14 protein-coding genes are annotated in these 15,550 nt (G+C 67.3%); 3 read left to right on the forward strand and 11 right to left on the reverse strand.

Features of this window, described 5'->3' with window-relative positions:
- Positions 1-104 precede the first annotated feature (104 nt).
- The 6 genes from N7640_RS05410 to N7640_RS05435 all read right to left on the reverse strand — a co-directional run bounded on the left by N7640_RS05410 (position 105) and on the right by N7640_RS05435 (position 8,066).
- Positions 105-1,013: a response regulator gene (locus tag N7640_RS05410; protein WP_279903040.1), complete on the reverse strand. Its 909-nt coding sequence runs from the start codon at positions 1,011-1,013 to the stop codon at positions 105-107.
- Positions 1,014-1,119: 106 nt separating this feature from the next.
- Positions 1,120-1,848, reverse strand: a complete 729-nt coding sequence (gene phoU / locus N7640_RS05415; protein ID WP_220812586.1) for a phosphate signaling complex protein PhoU — start codon at positions 1,846-1,848, stop codon at positions 1,120-1,122.
- Between the two features lie 104 nt (positions 1,849-1,952).
- Positions 1,953-2,786, reverse strand: coding sequence for a phosphate ABC transporter ATP-binding protein PstB (gene pstB / locus N7640_RS05420; protein WP_220812587.1), 834 nt, complete (start codon positions 2,784-2,786; stop codon positions 1,953-1,955).
- Positions 2,787-2,883: 97 nt separating this feature from the next.
- Positions 2,884-4,560, reverse strand: a complete 1,677-nt coding sequence (gene pstA / locus N7640_RS05425; RefSeq protein ID WP_279903041.1) for a phosphate ABC transporter permease PstA — start codon at positions 4,558-4,560, stop codon at positions 2,884-2,886.
- 22 nt (positions 4,561-4,582) lie between these two features.
- Positions 4,583-6,865: an ABC transporter permease subunit gene (locus N7640_RS05430; RefSeq protein WP_279903042.1), complete on the reverse strand. Its 2,283-nt coding sequence runs from the start codon at positions 6,863-6,865 to the stop codon at positions 4,583-4,585.
- 232 nt (positions 6,866-7,097) lie between these two features.
- Positions 7,098-8,066 carry a phosphate ABC transporter substrate-binding protein PstS family protein gene (locus N7640_RS05435; protein ID WP_220812590.1) on the reverse strand — a complete coding sequence of 323 codons (969 nt, stop codon included), beginning with the start codon at positions 8,064-8,066 and terminating at the stop codon, positions 7,098-7,100.
- A 151-nt stretch (positions 8,067-8,217) separates the two neighbouring features.
- Here N7640_RS05435 and N7640_RS05440 point away from each other — a divergent pair, with 151 nt between their 5' ends.
- Positions 8,218-9,522, forward strand: coding sequence for a sorbosone dehydrogenase family protein (locus N7640_RS05440; protein WP_279903043.1), 1,305 nt, complete (start codon positions 8,218-8,220; stop codon positions 9,520-9,522).
- Positions 9,523-9,534: 12 nt separating this feature from the next.
- Here the strand turns inward: N7640_RS05440 and N7640_RS05445 are convergent, their stop codons facing one another.
- Positions 9,535-10,824: an MFS transporter gene (locus tag N7640_RS05445; RefSeq protein WP_279903044.1), complete on the reverse strand. Its 1,290-nt coding sequence runs from the start codon at positions 10,822-10,824 to the stop codon at positions 9,535-9,537.
- A 205-nt stretch (positions 10,825-11,029) separates the two neighbouring features.
- Between N7640_RS05445 and N7640_RS05450 the strand changes: the two genes are divergently transcribed.
- Both N7640_RS05450 and N7640_RS05455 read left to right on the forward strand, forming a co-directional pair.
- A complete protein-coding gene (locus tag N7640_RS05450; protein ID WP_137974555.1) occupies positions 11,030-11,434 on the forward strand; it encodes an acyl-CoA thioesterase in 405 nt (134 codons plus the stop codon).
- Positions 11,435-11,677: 243 nt separating this feature from the next.
- Positions 11,678-12,577, forward strand: a complete 900-nt coding sequence (locus tag N7640_RS05455; RefSeq protein ID WP_279903045.1) for a D-hexose-6-phosphate mutarotase — start codon at positions 11,678-11,680, stop codon at positions 12,575-12,577.
- 238 nt (positions 12,578-12,815) lie between these two features.
- Here N7640_RS05455 and N7640_RS05460 read toward each other — a convergent pair whose 3' ends face one another.
- The 4 genes from N7640_RS05460 to purE all read right to left on the reverse strand — a co-directional run bounded on the left by N7640_RS05460 (position 12,816) and on the right by purE (position 15,312).
- Positions 12,816-13,346, reverse strand: a complete 531-nt coding sequence (locus tag N7640_RS05460; RefSeq protein WP_279903046.1) for a DUF3299 domain-containing protein — start codon at positions 13,344-13,346, stop codon at positions 12,816-12,818.
- Positions 13,347-13,401: 55 nt separating this feature from the next.
- The gene (locus tag N7640_RS05465; protein ID WP_220812595.1) at positions 13,402-13,647 is read right to left on the reverse strand and encodes a GlsB/YeaQ/YmgE family stress response membrane protein; all 246 of its coding nucleotides are present in this window, start codon (positions 13,645-13,647) and stop codon (positions 13,402-13,404) included.
- Between the two features lie 79 nt (positions 13,648-13,726).
- Positions 13,727-14,809, reverse strand: coding sequence for a 5-(carboxyamino)imidazole ribonucleotide synthase (locus N7640_RS05470; RefSeq protein ID WP_279903047.1), 1,083 nt, complete (start codon positions 14,807-14,809; stop codon positions 13,727-13,729).
- A 14-nt stretch (positions 14,810-14,823) separates the two neighbouring features.
- Entirely contained in the window at positions 14,824-15,312 is a 489-nt protein-coding gene (gene purE, locus N7640_RS05475) for a 5-(carboxyamino)imidazole ribonucleotide mutase (protein WP_220812597.1), read from the reverse strand.
- Positions 15,313-15,550: the final 238 nt, after the last annotated feature.

Consider the following 15,550-nt stretch of genomic DNA (forward strand, 5'->3'; position numbering starts at 1 on the left):
CGGAAGCGGCTTTTTTTATCGATGGCCGGTGCCGTAGGGTGCGCCGTGCGCACCAATGGCGCCGAGACGGTGCGCACGGCGCACCCTACGGAAGTGCAGCGGGGTTACGCGCCCGGGACGAAGTGCTTCTGCGCGGTGCCGCGGGCGATCAGGCGGGACAGGTAGTCGAGCTTCTGCGGGTCGCGGTCGACGAACTTGAAGGTCAGCTGCAGCCATTCGCTGTCCGGCTTCGGCTCCAGGGCCGCCACGGCGTGCAGGTAGCCATTGAGGCGCGCGGTCTCGGCGGCCTCGCCCTGCTCCAGGTCGAGCACGGCGCTCTCCAGCACCTGGGGCAGCTGCTCGGTGCGCCGGACCACCAGCAGGGCCTCCTTGAGGCTCAGCGCCTTGATCACGCAGGCCATGCTGCCGGAGGGCAGGCGCAACTGGCCCTGGCCACGGCCGCCGCTGCTGGCCGAGGGCTTCGATGCGCTGGCGGGGGCCGGGGCGGGCGCCGCCCTGGGCGCGGCGGCCGGCTTGGCGGCGGGTTGTACCACCTCGGCCTTGCCGCCGGTCAGGGCGGCCAGGGAGTCGTTGGCGAAGGCGCCGCTGCTGAGCATCTTCGGCGGCGCGCTGGCGGCCAGGGCCTGCAGCTTGCCGGCGCGGTGCAGGGCCTTCTTGACCTTGGTCACCAGCTGGTCGTTGGAGAAGGGCTTGCCGATGTAGTCGGAGACGCCGGCCTGGATGGCCTGCACCACGTTCTCCTTGTCGCCGCGACTGGTGACCATGATGAACGGGGTGGTCTTGAGTTCGTCCTGCTCGCGGCACCAGGTGAGCAGTTCGAGGCCGGACAGCTCCGGCATTTCCCAATCACAGAGGATCAGGTCGGCCGGCTGGCGGGCGAGCATCTGCTGGGCCTTGCGGCCGTTGATCGCTTCGTCGATCTGGATGCCGGGGAAGTGGTCGCGCAGGCCCTTCTTCACCAGATCACGGATAAAGGTGGCGTCGTCCACCACCAGCACACTGACTTTGCTCATCGACCACTCCCGACAACGATGCCGACAAGCATAGCTGCGGATGGTGGCTCAAGGCCAACGAGTCGCCCCGATGGTCGTCCGGGCGGCACGAAGCCGCCCGGCAACCTCACTCGCTCTTGCCGCCCTGCACTTCTTCCTGCATGCGCGCCAGCCCCATGTGGCGCACGTCGGTGCCGCGCACCAGGTAGATGACGAGCTCGGCGATGTTGCGCGCGTGGTCGCCGATGCGCTCCAGCGAACGCAGCACCCAGATGATCGACAGCACGCGGGTGATCGAACGCGGGTCTTCCATCATGTAGGTGACCAGTTCGCGCAGGGCGCTCTTGTACTCGCGGTCGATGGTCTTGTCGTACTGGGCCACGGACAGGGCCAGTTCGGCGTCGAAACGGGCGAAGGCGTCCAGCGACTCCTGCACCATCTTGCGCACCTGGTCGCCGATGTGGCGCACCTCGACGTAGCCGCGCGGCGCCTCGCCGCTCTCGCACAGCTCGATGGCGCGCTTGGCGATCTTCGAGGCCTCGTCGCCGATGCGCTCGAGGTCGATCACCGACTTCGACACGCTGATGATCAGGCGCAGGTCGGAGGCGGCCGGTTGGCGGCGGGCGAGGATGCGCAGGCATTCCTCGTCGATGTTGGTTTCCATCTGGTTGATCTGGTCGTCGATCTCGCGCACCTGCTGGGCCAGGCCGGAGTCGGCCTCGATCAGCGCGGTGACCGCGTCGTTGACCTGCTTCTCGACCAGGCCGCCCATCGCCAGGAGGTGGCTGCGCACTTCCTCCAGCTCGGCGTTGAACTGCTGGGAGATGTGATGGGTGAGGCTGTCTTTGTTGATCATCTTGGTCGCTCCGCGAGCTTCAAGCTGCAAGCTTCAAGCCGCAAGTTAATCGTCGTCGAGGTCGCGCTTCCTTGCCGCTTGAAGCTTGCGGCTTGCAGCTGCCGTTAGCCGTAACGGCCGGTGATGTAGTCTTCCGTCTGTTTCTTCGCCGGGTTGGTGAACAGCGTGTCGGTATCGCCGAACTCGATCAGCTTGCCCATGTACATGAACGCGGTGTAGTCGGAGACGCGCGCCGCCTGCTGCATGTTGTGGGTGACGATGACGATGGTGTACTTGCTCTTCAGCTCGTAGATCAGCTCCTCGACCTTGAGGGTGGAGATCGGGTCGAGCGCCGAGCAGGGTTCGTCGAGCAGCAGCACTTCCGGCTGCACCGCCACGGTACGGGCGATCACCAGGCGCTGCTGCTGGCCGCCGGACAGACCGAGGGCGGAGTCGTGCAGGCGGTCCTTCACTTCGTCCCACAGGGCGGCGCTCTTCAGCGCCCACTCCACGGTCTCGTCGAGCACGCGCTTCTGGTTCACGCCCTGGATGCGCAGGCCGTAGACCACGTTCTCGTAGATGCTCTTGGGGAACGGGTTGGGCTTCTGGAACACCATGCCGACGCGGCGGCGCAGCTCGGCGACGTCCACGCCCTTCTTGTAGATGTCGTGGCCATCGAGGCGGATCTCGCCTTCCACGCGGCAGCCGTCGACCAGGTCGTTCATCCGGTTGAAGGTGCGCAGCAGGGTCGACTTGCCGCAGCCGGACGGGCCGATGAAGGCGGTCACGCGCTGCTTGGGGATGTTCATCGACACGTCGAACAGCGCCTGCTTGTCGCCGTAGAACAGGTTGAGGCCGGGCACTTCCAGGGCGACGGTCTCGTCCGCCAGGTTGAGGCCCTGCTTCTGCCGGCCGAGGGCGGCCATGTCGATACCGTGGGTGTGTACTTCGTGTTGCATATGCTCACTCCGTTCGCAGCTGCAAGCTGCAAGCTATAAGCCACAAGTCAAGCCGCGCTTCTACTTGAAGCTTGCGGCTTGAGGCTTGCAACTGCCGTTAGTGATCCAGCGCCTTGTACTTCTCGCGCAGGTGGTTGCGGATGAACACGGCGCTCAGGTTGAGCAGCGCGATCACCAGCACCAGCAGCAGCGCGGTGGCGTACACCAGCGGCCGGGCGGCCTCGACGTTGGGGCTCTGGAAGCCGACGTCGTAGATGTGGAAGCCCAGGTGCATGATCTTCTGGTCCAGGTGCAGGTACGGGTAGTTGCCGTCCACCGGCAGCGCCGGGGCCAGCTTGACCACGCCGACCAGCATCAGCGGCGCCACTTCGCCGGCGGCGCGGGCCACGGCGAGGATCATGCCGGTCATCATGGCCGGGCTGGCCATCGGCAGCACCACCTTCCACAGGGTCTCGGCCTTGGTCGCGCCGAGCGCCAAGGAGCCTTCGCGCAGGGCGCGCGGGATGCGCGCCAGGCCTTCCTCGGTGGCGACGATCACCACCGGCACCGCGAGGATCGCCAGGGTCAGCGAGGCCCACATCAGGCCCGGCGTGCCGAAGGTCGGCGCCGGCGCGGCCTCGGCGAAGAACAGCCGGTCGATCGAGCCGCCTAGCACGTAGACGAAGAAGCCCAGGCCGAACACGCCGTAGACGATGGCCGGCACGCCGGCCAGGTTGTTCACGGCGATGCGGATGATGCGGGTCAGCGGGCCCTGCTTGGCGTACTCGCGCAGGTAGATGGCCGCCAGCACGCCGAACGGGGTGACGATCACGGCCATGATCAGGGTCATCATCACGGTGCCGAAGATGGCCGGGAAGATGCCACCCTCGGTGTTGGCCTCGCGCGGCTCGTCGCTGACGAACTCCCACAGCTTGGCGAAGTAGAAGCCCAGCTTGGCGCCGACGCCCATGGCGTTCGGCTGGAAGGCGCGGACCACCTTGCTCAGGGCGATCTCCTGCTCGCGACCGTCGACGGTCTTCACCGTCACGCTGTCGCGGGCGAGCTGCTGATTCAGCTCGACCAGCTTGCCCTCCAGCACCTTGTAGCGGGCATCCAGCTCGGCGCGCTGGGCGTCGAGGTCGGCCTGGGCGGCGGCGTCCAGGCGGTCCCTCAGCTCCAGACGGCGACCTTCGAGGCGCAGCTGTTCGAGGCCATGGTTGATGTGGCCGATCTCCTTCTTCTCCAGCCGCACCAGTTGCGCGTGCAGGTCGTCGACTCGGGCGATGCGGTTCTGCAGCTCGCCCCAGGCGTTATCGCCACGGGCGACCACCTGGCCGCCTTCCTTGACGTCGACCAGGTAGCCGTAGAAGTTGCCCCACTCGCGGCGCTCCATGACCACCAGGTTCTCCGGGGTGCGCGGCTCGCTCGTCCATTCGGCCACCACCCAGCTGAAGTCGGCGCCGTAGACCTCGCGGTTGCCGACCTTGAACAGCTCGCGGGTCATGAACTCGCCGCCCTTCACATCCACCGGCATGCCGGCGGCGGCCAGGCGGGCGCGCGGCACCTGTTCTTCCTGCACTAGCTCGCCGGCCATGACGCGGGCGGCCTCGCCCGGCACCTGGTACCTGGCCTCGACCACGTCGGCGGGCCAGAAGTGGCCCAGGCCGCGCACGGCGATCACGGCGAGCAGGCCGATGGTCATGATCACGGCGATGGACACGCCGCTGGCGGTCATCCAGACCCAGGGCGAACCACTCTTGAACCAGGTACTGAAGTTTTGCTCTTTGGTTTTCACGGACGTCTACCTTCCCCAGTTCTCAGAGCGACGCATATTTCTTGCGCAGGCGGGTGCGGATCAGCTCCGCCAGGGTGTTCATCACGAAGGTGAAGGCCAGCAACACCAGCGCCGAGAGGAACAGCACGCGGTAGTGGGTACTGCCCACCTCGGATTCCGGCATCTCCACCGCCACGTTGGCGGCCAGGGTGCGCAGGCCCTGGAAGATGTTCATGTCCATGATCGGCGTGTTGCCGGTGGCCATCAGCACGATCATGGTCTCGCCCACCGCGCGGCCCATGCCAATCATCAGCGCCGAGAAGATGCCCGGGCTGGCGGTGAGGATCACCACGCGGGTCAGGGTCTGCCAGGGCGTGGCGCCCAGAGCCAGGGAGCCGAAGGTGAGGCTCTTGGGCACGCTGAACACGGCGTCCTCGGCGATCGAGTAGATGTTCGGGATCACCGCGAAGCCCATGGCCAGGCCCACCACCAGGGCGTTGCGCTGGTCGAAGGCGATGCCGAGGTCGTTGCTGATCCACAGGCGCATGTCGCCGCCGAAGAACCAGTTCTCCAGGTGGCCGCTCATGCTCAGGGCGAAGGCGCCGATCATCAGGATCACCGGGATCAGCAGCGCCGCTTCCCAACCGTCCGGGATCACCAGGCGGATGCGCTCCGGCAGGCGGCTCCACAGGTAGGCGGTCAGCAGCACGCCGATCGGCGTCAGCAACAGCAGGCTGAAGATGCCCGGCAGGTGGCCTTCCACGTAGGGCGCCAGGAACAGGCCGGCGAAGAAGCCGAGGATCACCGTCGGCAACGCTTCCATCAGCTCGATCACCGGCTTGACCTTGCGACGCATGGACGGCGCCATGAAGTAGGCAGTGTAGATCGCCGCGCAGATGGCCAGCGGGGCGGCCAGGAGCATGGCGTAGAAGGCGGCCTTGAGGGTGCCGAAGGTCAGCGGCGCCAGGCTCATCTTCGGTTCGAAGTCGGTGTTGGCGGAGGTGGACTGCCAGACGTGGCGGGGCTCGTCATAGCTCTCGTACCAGACCTTGCCCCACAGCGAACTCCAGGAAATCTCCGGGTGCGGGTTGTCGATGACGAAGCGCTGCAGCTGGCCGCCGGACTCGACCAGCACGCGGTTGGCGCGCGGCGACAGGGCGGCGACACCGGCGCCCTCGGCGACCTTCTCGGTCAGCAGGGTGCGGTGCGCGGTGCTGTGGAAGATGCCCAGGCGGCCTTCGGCATCCAGCGCCAGGAAGCCCTTGCGGCGCTCCTCGGGGAGGATCTGGGTGATGGCCGCCTTGCCCAGCTGGAAGCCACGGATGTGGGTCAGCGCGGCCTTGCCGTCGCCGTCGCGGACCATGAACCACTGGCCGATGCCGCCCTTGCTGTCGCCGATCATCAGCGAGATGCCGCCGAGCAGCGGGTTGACCGTGGTCACCTCGGCATCGCCGTTGAGCAGCTTGTAGCGCCCGTTGAGGGTCTTGCTGCGCAGGTCGAAGACGTCGGCGGTGGCCTTGCCGTTGATCACGAACAGCCACTGCTGGCGCGGGTCGATGATCATCGCCTTGATCGGCTCGGCGATCTGCGGCAGGGCGATGCGCTCCTCGCTGAGGGTCACCTCGCCGGTCATCAGGTTCTCTTCGCGGCCGAGCGCCAGCAGCTGCAGCTCGGCGCCGGTGGAGCCGCTGAGCATCAGGTTGCTGCCGTTCTGGCTGATCGCCACGTGCTCCAGCGGCCGGCCCTGGGCGTCGAGGGTGATGGGCGCCTCGCCGAACGGGTAATCCAGCTCGGGGGTGATGGTCTTGACGTTGTCCGGGTAGGTCACCTTGTAGGCGTGCTCGAACACCAGCACCTGGCCGTTGGACAGGCCGAGCACCACACGGCGGCTGCCGGGCTGGTCCTGGCTGACCGAAGCGATGCTGCTGCCTTCCGGCAGGGCCAGCTGGTAGGCGTTCATCGGCTTGCCATCGCGCAGACCGAAGAACTGCACCTGGCCACTGCGGCTCAGGCGCATGGCCACCTTGTTCTGCTCCTCGACGGAGAGCAGCAGCGCCTCGCCCTGGCCGGCCAGCCAGGCCGGCTGCTGGGCATCGCGCGCCTCCATGTCGGCACCGCCGAAGATCGGCGCGACGACATAGGCGAGGTAGAAGAAGATCAGGGTGATGCACGCCAGCACCGCCAGACCGCCGATGGACACGTACCAGCGTGCCATGCGGTCCTTGAGGGCGCGGATGCGGCGCTTGCGCAGCAGGGCGGGTGTGTTGAAATCCACCCTTTGGTTGTTCGCGGAGGCGCTCATGCTGTTGTTGGCCAGGTCATTCATGAGGAGTTCTCGGGCGCGGCGGACACAGCCCGCTCAATGTGAGGTACTTCAATCTATCCGTCTTGTGTGACAGAAAAATTACAGCACGGTGACGCGACGACGCCCGCGACTCGGGAAGAGTAGCGGGCGTTGCGCTCCCTCTCCCTCTGGGAGAGGGCTGGGGTGAGGGGCTATAGGGCAACACGAAGCACCCTCACCCCCGGCCCCTCTCCCAGAGGAAGAGGGGAGTTTCTTACAGACCCAGTTCCTGCTTGGCCTTGTCGATGACCTTGGCCGGCAGCGGGATGTAGCCGTCCTTGACCACGACTTCCTGACCCTGCTTGGACAGGACGAGCTTGAGGAACTCGGCGTCCAGCGGGCTCAGCGGCTTGTTCGGCGCCTTGTTCACGTAGACGTAGAAGAAGCGGGCCAGCGGGAACTTGCCTGCCAGGGCGTTTTCTTCGGAAGCCTCGAACGCCTCACCGCCCTTCTTCGACAGGGGCACGGCGCGGACGCTGGCGGTCTTGTAGCCGATGCCCGAGTAGCCGATGGCGTTGACGGTGCTGGAGATGGACTGCACCACCGAGGCCGAACCCGGCTGCTCGTTGACGTTGGACTTGAAGTCGCCTTTGCACAGGGCTTCTTCCTTGAAGTAACCGTAGGTGCCGGATACCGAGTTGCGACCGAACAGCTGGATCGGCTTGCTCGCCCACTCGCCGGTCAGGCCCAGGTCGCCCCAGGTCTTGATGTCCTGGGCGCCGCCGCACAGGCGGGTGCTGGAGAAGATGGCGTCGACCTGGGCGATGTCCAGGGACTTGATCGGGTTGTCCTTGTGCACGAACACGGCCAGGGCATCGATGGCGACCGGCACGGCGGTCGGCTTGTAGCCGTACTTCTCTTCGAAGGCCTGCAGCTCGTTGTCCTTCATCGGACGGGACATCGGGCCCAGGTTGGCGGTACCTTCGGTCAGAGCGGGCGGCGCGGTGGAGGAACCGGCGGCCTGGATCTGGATGTTCACGTTCGGGTACTGCTTCTTGTATTCCTCGGCCCACAGGGTCATCAGGTTGGCCAGGGAGTCGGAACCCACGCTGGACAGGTTGCCCGAGACACCGGTGGTCTTTTCGTAGCCGGGGATGGCCGGGTCGACGGCGGCGAACGCGGTTGCAGCGCCTACGCCGGCGGCGGCGAAGGTCAGGGCCGCCATCAAACGCTTGAGTTTCATGCCTTGCTCCTAGCAGGAAGGGGTTGGATGGAACGGGGCCCAGTATCTGCAGGCCTGATGAACACTCTATGAACGGAATATGACAATTGGATGAATGGCCATCATGGCTGTCGAAAAAATTCCGCACCCCGTCCATCCCGGAGATCGCTCCATGAATCGTCTGCACCTGCTGTCCGTCACCGCCCTGGCGCTCGCCTGCAGCGCCTGCGGCGAGCAAGCTGCCCTCAACGTGAGCGACGGCACCGGCACCGACCCGCGGCTGCCCGAGCCGAACGAGACCCTGCTGCCGACCGTCAACATCGCCCCCGCCCGGGGCTGGGCCGAGGGCGCCACGCCGGTGGCGGCGCAGGGCACCCGGGTGAATGCCTTCGCCGAGAACCTGGACCACCCACGCTGGCTGTACGTGCTGCCCAACGGCGACGTGCTGGTGGCCGAGAGCAACGCGCCGAAGACCGACAAGCCGTTTAGCCTCAAGGGCTGGGTCTCCGGCCTGGTGATGAAACGCGCGGGCGCCGGGGTGCCCAGCGCCGACCGCATCACCCTGCTGCGCGACACCGATGGCGACGGCGTCGCCGACCTGCGCACGGCATTCCTGGAAAACCTGCACTCGCCCTTCGGCATGGCCCTGGTCGGCAACGACTTCTACGTGGCCAACGCCGACGCCCTGATGCGCTTCCCCTACACCGAGGGCGAGACCCGGATCGACGCCGCGCCGGAGAAGGTCACCGACCTGCCCGCCGGCATCAACCACCACTGGACCAAGAACGTCATCGCCAGCCAGGACGGCAGCCGGCTCTACGTCACGGTCGGCTCCAACAGCAACGTCGGCGAGAACGGCATGGAGGCCGAGGAAGGCCGCGCGGCGATCTGGGAAGTGGACCGCGCCAGCGGCGAGAAGCGCCTGTTCGCCGGCGGCCTGCGCAACCCCAATGGCCTGGCCTGGGAACCGCAGACTGGCGCACTATGGACGGCGGTCAACGAGCGCGACGAGATCGGCAGCGACCTGGTGCCGGACTACATCACCTCGGTGCGCGACGGCGGCTTCTACGGCTGGCCCTACAGCTACTACGGCCAGCACGTCGACCAGCGTGTCCAGCCGCAGCGCCCGGAACTGGTGGCCAAGGCGCTGGTGCCTGACTACGCCCTGGGACCGCACACCGCCTCATTGGGAATCGCCTTCGGCCAGGGCGGCGCGCTGCCGGCGTTTCAGGACGGCCTGTTCGTCGGCCAGCACGGCTCGTGGAACCGCAAGCCGCACAGCGGCTACAAGGTTATCTTCGTGCCCTTTGCCGACGGCAAACCCAGCGGCCCGCCGGTCGACGTGCTCGGCGGCTTCCTCGATGAAGACGGCGACGCCCAGGGGCGGCCGGTCGACGTCAAGCTCGACAAACAGGGCGCGCTGCTGGTGACCGACGACGTCGGCAACAAGGTCTGGCGGGTGACCCCCGCCCGGTGAGACAACGCCCGCTCAGCGGCGCTGCCGGAGCAGGTACAGGCCGATCAGCATCGCCAGGCCGCACAGCGCCGCCACGTAGTAGGCCGGGCCAAGCGGGTCCCACTTCATCAGCAGGGCCACCACCATCGGCGTCAGCCCGCCGAAGATGGCGTATGCCAGGTTGTAGGAGAACGACAGCCCGGAGAAGCGCACCACCGGCGGGAAGGCCTTGACCATCACGTAGGGCACCGCGCCGATGGTGCCGACCAGCAGGCCTGTCACCGCGTACAACGGGAACAGCCAGTCCGGGTGCGACGCGAGGCGGGTGTAGAAGGTCCAGGAGCTGAGCGCCAGCAGCAGGCCGCCGACCAGGAAGGTACGCCCCGCGCCGAAGCGGTCGGCCGCCATGCCGGAGAGGATGCAGCCCAGGGTCAGGCAGACGATGGCCAGGCTGTTGGCCCGCAGCGCGGTAGCGGCATCGAAGCCGTACACGGTCTGCAGCACGGTCGGTGTCATCAGGATCACCACCACGATGCCGGCCGACAGCACCCAGGTCAGCAGCATCGACAGCACGATGGCCGAGCGGTGCTCGCGCAGCACGGTCTTCAGCGGCACCTCGTCGGCCAGCGCCTTGCGCTGCTGCAGCTCGGCGAACACCGGCGTCTCGTGCAGCCACTGGCGCAGGTAGACGGAGAACAGGCCGAACACCCCGCCGATCAGGAAAGGGATGCGCCAGGCCCAGTCGAGCACTTCGGCCGGGCTGTAGACGGTGTTGATCAGGGTCGCCATTAGCGAGCCGAGCAGGATGCCGAAGGTCAGCCCCGAGGTCAGGGTGCCGCATGCGTAGCCGATATGGCGCGGCGGTACATGTTCGGCGACGAACACCCAGGCGCCCGGCACCTCGCCGCCGATCGCCGCGCCCTGGATCACGCGCAGGCCGAGCAGCGCCAACGGCGCCCAGATGCCGATCTGCGCGTAGGTCGGCAACAGGCCCATGATCAGCGTCGGCACCGCCATCATGAAGATGCTCAGGGTGAACATGCGCTTGCGCCCGAGCAGGTCGCCGAAGTGGGCCATGATGACGCCGCCCAGCGGCCGCGCCAGGTAGCCGGCGGCGAAGATGCCGAAGGTCTGCAGCTGGCGCAGCCATTCCGGCATCTCGGCCGGGAAGAACAGCTTGCCGACCACCGCCGCGAAGAACACGAAGATGATGAAGTCGTAGAACTCCAGGGCCCCGCCGAGGGCGGAAAGCGAGAGGGTCTTGTAGTCGCTGCGGTTGAGAGGGCGCGCCACGGGCGCGAGGCTGGCATGCTCGGCGGACATAGAGGCTTCGTTGTTTTATTAGAGGGGCAAGGGCTGCGGCACGATAGCAAATCGCGTTCCGCGCCGCAGCTTTCGGCGGCAAAAGCGGGACCGCACGGTCGTCCTTTGACGCCGGCCTCTATATACTGCGCACGACCCGTCTACGGCGGGGCATGGCCAGCCATCGAACAGCCAACGATAAGAATCCACCAGCGGGGCCCCGCACATGATCGAACTCGAACAGGAAGACCCCATCCCCCAGGGCGATCTGGCCCTTCAGATCACCGCCCTGCCGCGCGAGACCAACGGCTTCGGCGACATCTACGGCGGCTGGCTGGTCTCGCAGATGGACCTGGCCGGCACCGCGATGGCCAGCAAGGTCGCCGGCGGCCGCGTCGCCACCGTGGCCATCGACCGCATGGCCTTCCTGGTACCCGTGGCGGTGGGCGCCCAGCTTTCCTTCTATACCCAGGCGCTGGAGGTCGGCCGCAGCTCGATCCAGATGCTGGTCGAAGTGTGGAGCGACGACCCGCTGTCCAGCGAGTGGCGCAAGGTCACCGAGGCGGTGTTCGTGTTCGTCGCCATCGACGGCAGCGGCCGCACCCGCCCGGTTCCGCCGCGCCGGGGCTGATCCCGCGCCAGAAACGCCGCCCATGAGGCGGCGTTTTTCATGGCGATGTCCTCGTTACGTGTTGGTGGCGCAATTCTGCTTTTGTGGGAGCGGCTGGGCGGCATTCCGATTGGCCGCGAAATTCGCGGATGAATCCGCTCCCACATGGTGTGCAACAACCAATGGGGACATAGCCTTTTTCATGGCGCTTGGCCTTTTCCACCGGCCTGCGGTCAAATGCCTGAATCTTCAGGGAGGCGGACCATGACCCAGGCCCACATCGAACGCATCGAACTGGACGAACTGACCTGCTGGCGCGTGCGCCGCGGTGGTGCCGAGCTGCTGGTGGCCCAGCAGGGCGCCCAGGTGCTGAGCTTCCAGCAGGGCGAGCAGCCGCCGCTGATCTGGCTGAGCGAGCAGGCCGACTACCGCCGCCAGCAGTCGGTGCGCGGCGGCGTGCCGATCTGCTGGCCCTGGTTCGGCGACCTCGGGCGCAACCCGCACCCGCTGCAGGCACAGCACGACAACCCAGGCGCCGCGCCCTTCCACGGCGGCGTACGCGCCCTCGACTGGCAACTGCTGGGCATCGACAGCGAAGGCGAGGCCATCCACCTGCAGTTCGCCTTCGACACCCGCCAGCATCCTCTCCCCGACTGGCCCCACGCCGCCGAGCTGCGGCTGGACATCCGCCTGGACGAACGCCTGCACCTCGACCTGACCAGCCACAACCCCGGCAGTAAGCCGCTGATCCTGAGCCAGGCGCTGCACAGCTACTTCGCCGTCAGCGACATCCGCCAGGTGGCGGTCCACGGGCTGGACGGCAGCCGCTACCTCGAGACCCTGGAAGACTGGCAGGAACGCTCCCAGCAGGGCGAGCTGCGCTTCGCCGGCGAGACCGACCGCATCTACCTCGACGTGCCGCCGCGCCTGCACCTGCACGACGCCGGCTGGAACCGCGACCTGCACCTGGAAACCCGCGGCTCGCGCTCGGCGGTGCTGTGGAACCCGTGGATCGACAAGGCCCGGCGCCTGTCCAGCTTCGCCGATGACGCCTGGCAGCGCATGCTGTGCATCGAGACCGCCAATGTCTGGGACGACTGTGTGGAACTGGCGCCCGGCGAAAGCCACAGTCTCGGCCTGAGCCTGTGGAGCGAACCGACGTAGGGCGGGTGAAACCCGCGTTGACCTGCGAGTCGCCTTCCGCCGCATCACCCGCGCCCTCAACCAACCGTCATTGCCGCGCATGCGGCAATCCAGAGCCGCCGCACCTGGGCTCCCGCCTGCGCGGGAGTGACGGAAATGGCTTCTGCAGAACCCTCCTGGCTAGCCGGGCCCCGCAAAAGCCCACAAGAACCGTAGGGTGCGCCGTGCGCACCAAGGTTTCCGGTGCGCGCGGCGCACCCTACAGGTCGCCTTCCTCCACCAGCCGCACGGAGCGGGCGTCCAGGGCGTAGGAGGCGTCGGCCAGGTCGTTGTCCACCGCTTCGATGCGCAGGGTGCCGTCGACCCACAGCGGTTCGTAGATATCGTCGAGCACGATGCCCTTGGGATAGCGCACCAGCACGATCTGGTTCGGCGGTGGCGGGGGAACGTGGATGCAGGCGCCCGGATAGGGCACCAGGAACAGCAGGGTGGTCTTGCCGCCGGCGTCGCTCTCCAGCGGCACCGGGTAGCCGCCGAGACGGACGTGCTTGCCGTCCAGGCGGGCCACGGTCTTCTTCGAATACATCACCGCCGGCAGGCCCTGCTCCTGCTTCAGGCCGCCCTGCTGGCCGAAGGTGCCGACCGCCTCGGGGCTGTCGTGGCTGATCTCCGGCATGGCCTCCAGGGCCTTGCGGTCCTCGGGCGGCATCAGCTCCAGCCAGTCCAGTTCGGCGGGCTCGGCGTGGGCCAGCAGGGGGAACAGCAGCAGGGCAAGCAGCAGGCGGCGCATGGTCGGTCTCGCAATCGCATGGGCCGCCTAGCCTACCGGCTCCGGGGCCGGCCTGTCAGTCCCGCTTGATCAGGCCGTAGATCACCAGCAGGATCACCGCACCGACCACGGCGCCGATGAAGCCCGCCGTCTCGCCGGCCTGGTAGATGCCCAGGGCCTGGCCGCCGTAGGTGGCCGCCAGCGAGCCACCGATGCCGAGCAGGATGGTCATGATCCAGCCCATGCTGTCGTCGCCGGGTTTGAGGAAGCGCGCGATCAGACCGACGATCAGGCCGATGATGATGGTGCCGATGATGCTCATGGTGAACTCCTTGTATGAACCGGAACGAACGAGGCGCACTTACGCACGCCTCGTTGTGACCTGAGCATAGACCAGCCGTTCAACTTCCGATCAGGGCCTCGACCTCGGCGATGCGCGCCTTCAGGGTCGCCATGTCGGCACAGCGCAGGGTGGCGTGGCCGACCTTGCGTCCGGCCTTGAAGGCCTTGCCATAGTGGTGCAGGTGGCAGTCGGCGACGGCGGCGACCTTGGCCACGTCCGGCACCGAGCCGAGGAAGTTGAGCATGGCGCTCTCGCCCACCTTGGCGGTGGAGCCCAGCGGCAGGCCGGCGACGGCGCGCAGGTGGTTCTCGAACTGGCTGCACTCGGCGCCCTCGATGGTCCAGTGCCCGGAGTTGTGTACGCGCGGGGCGATCTCGTTGGCCTTGAGGCCGCCGTCCACCTCGAAGAACTCGAAGGCCAGCACGCCGACGTAGTCGAGCTTCTGCAGCACGCGGCCGACGTAGTCCTCGGCCAGGGCCTGCAGCGGGTGGTCGGTGCTGGCGATGGACAGGGCCAGCACGCCGCCGTCGTGGCGGTTGTGCACCAGCGGGTAAAAGCGGGTCTCGCCGTCACGGGCGCGCACAGCCACCAGCGACACCTCGCCGGTGAACGGCACGAAACCTTCGAGGATGCACGGCACGCTGCCCAGCTCGGCGAAGGCGCCGGCCGCGTCCGCCGGCTGGCGCAGGACCTTCTGGCCCTTGCCGTCGTAGCCCAGGGTGCGGGTCTTCAGCACCGCCGGCAGGCCGATGGCGGCCACGGCGGCGTCCAGGTCGGCCTGGGACTGGATGTCGGCGAACGCGGGCGTGGGGATGCCCAGGTCCTTGAACATGGACTTCTCGAACCAGCGGTCGCGGGCGATGCGCAACGCCTCGGCGCCCGGGTAGACCGGCACGAACTGGGAGAGGAAGGCCACGGTCTCGGCCGGCACGCTCTCGAATTCGAAGGTCACCAGGTCCACTTCGTCGGCCAGCTGGCGCAGGTGGTCCTGATCGCCGTAGTCGGCGCGGATATGCTCGCCCAGGGCCTGCGCGCAAGCGTCCGGCGCCGGGTCGAGGAAGGCGAACTGCATGCCCAGCGGGGTGCCCGCCAGGGCCATCATGCGGCCCAGCTGGCCGCCACCGATTACGCCGATCTTCATCTGTTGGGCCTCGATCAGGAACGCGGGTCCGGATTGTCGAGCACGGTCCGGGTCTGCTCGTCGCGGAACTGCTTCAGCTTGTCGTGGAACTGCGGGTGCTGGTGGCCGAGGATGCTGGCGGCCAGCAGCGCGGCGTTGACCGCACCGGCCTTGCCGATGGCGAGGGTGGCGACGGGGATGCCGGCCGGCATCTGCACGATGGACAGCAGCGAGTCGACGCCGGAGAGCACGGCCGACTGCACCGGCACGCCGAGCACCGGCAGGTGGGTCTTGGCCGCGCACATGCCCGGCAGGTGGGCGGCGCCGCCGGCGCCGGCGATGATCACCTGGATGCCGCGGCTCTCGGCCTGTTCGGCGTACTGGAACAGCAGGTCCGGCGTGCGGTGGGCGGAAACCACCTGCACTTCGTAGGGAATGCCCAGCTTTTCCAGCATGTCAGCGGTGTGACTGAGAGTGCTCCAATCGGACTTGGAGCCCATGATCACGCCAACCAGTGCGCTCATCGTCGTGCCTCTAGTTCGGGCGCCTGGCGGCGCGGCAAAAACCAACAAGCCACGCATTCGGCGTGGCTTGTCATGTGAGGGTTCGGGCCAGGGTGGCCCGGAGGCGGCGCAGTATACCGCAAAGCCTGGGGTGTCGCGCCCTCGCCGTGACCGTCCGTCTGCCCCGCCGGCATCGCCGGATTCGTTGTCCCAGCTCAATGCATTGCCGCGTCACGGGTCCAGACTGACGCTTCCCTTG

The sequence above is a fragment of the Pseudomonas sp. GD04015 genome (assembly GCF_029837675.1).
Classification (GTDB): Bacteria; Pseudomonadota; Gammaproteobacteria; order Pseudomonadales; family Pseudomonadaceae; genus Aquipseudomonas; species Aquipseudomonas paralcaligenes.

Bases quoted from the DNA above. Each gene is read 5' to 3' on its own strand.
- N7640_RS05445 (WP_279903044.1), bottom strand. From the start codon at position 10,824: ATGTCCGCCGAGCATGCCAGCCTCGCGCCCGTGGCGCGCCCTCTCAAC.
- N7640_RS05410 (WP_279903040.1), bottom strand. From the start codon at position 1,013: ATGAGCAAAGTCAGTGTGCTGGTGGTGGACGACGCCACCTTTATCCGT.
- N7640_RS05430 (WP_279903042.1), bottom strand. From the start codon at position 6,865: ATGAATGACCTGGCCAACAACAGCATGAGCGCCTCCGCGAACAACCAA.
- N7640_RS05460 (WP_279903046.1), bottom strand. From the start codon at position 13,346: ATGCGCCGCCTGCTGCTTGCCCTGCTGCTGTTCCCCCTGCTGGCCCAC.
- phoU (WP_220812586.1), bottom strand. From the start codon at position 1,848: ATGATCAACAAAGACAGCCTCACCCATCACATCTCCCAGCAGTTCAAC.
- N7640_RS05455 (WP_279903045.1), top strand. From the start codon at position 11,678: ATGACCCAGGCCCACATCGAACGCATCGAACTGGACGAACTGACCTGC.
- purE (WP_220812597.1), bottom strand. From the start codon at position 15,312: ATGAGCGCACTGGTTGGCGTGATCATGGGCTCCAAGTCCGATTGGAGC.
- N7640_RS05465 (WP_220812595.1), bottom strand. From the start codon at position 13,647: ATGAGCATCATCGGCACCATCATCATCGGCCTGATCGTCGGTCTGATC.
- N7640_RS05440 (WP_279903043.1), top strand. From the start codon at position 8,218: ATGAATCGTCTGCACCTGCTGTCCGTCACCGCCCTGGCGCTCGCCTGC.
- N7640_RS05450 (WP_137974555.1), top strand. From the start codon at position 11,030: ATGATCGAACTCGAACAGGAAGACCCCATCCCCCAGGGCGATCTGGCC.
- N7640_RS05435 (WP_220812590.1), bottom strand. From the start codon at position 8,066: ATGAAACTCAAGCGTTTGATGGCGGCCCTGACCTTCGCCGCCGCCGGC.
- pstB (WP_220812587.1), bottom strand. From the start codon at position 2,786: ATGCAACACGAAGTACACACCCACGGTATCGACATGGCCGCCCTCGGC.
- N7640_RS05470 (WP_279903047.1), bottom strand. From the start codon at position 14,809: ATGAAGATCGGCGTAATCGGTGGCGGCCAGCTGGGCCGCATGATGGCC.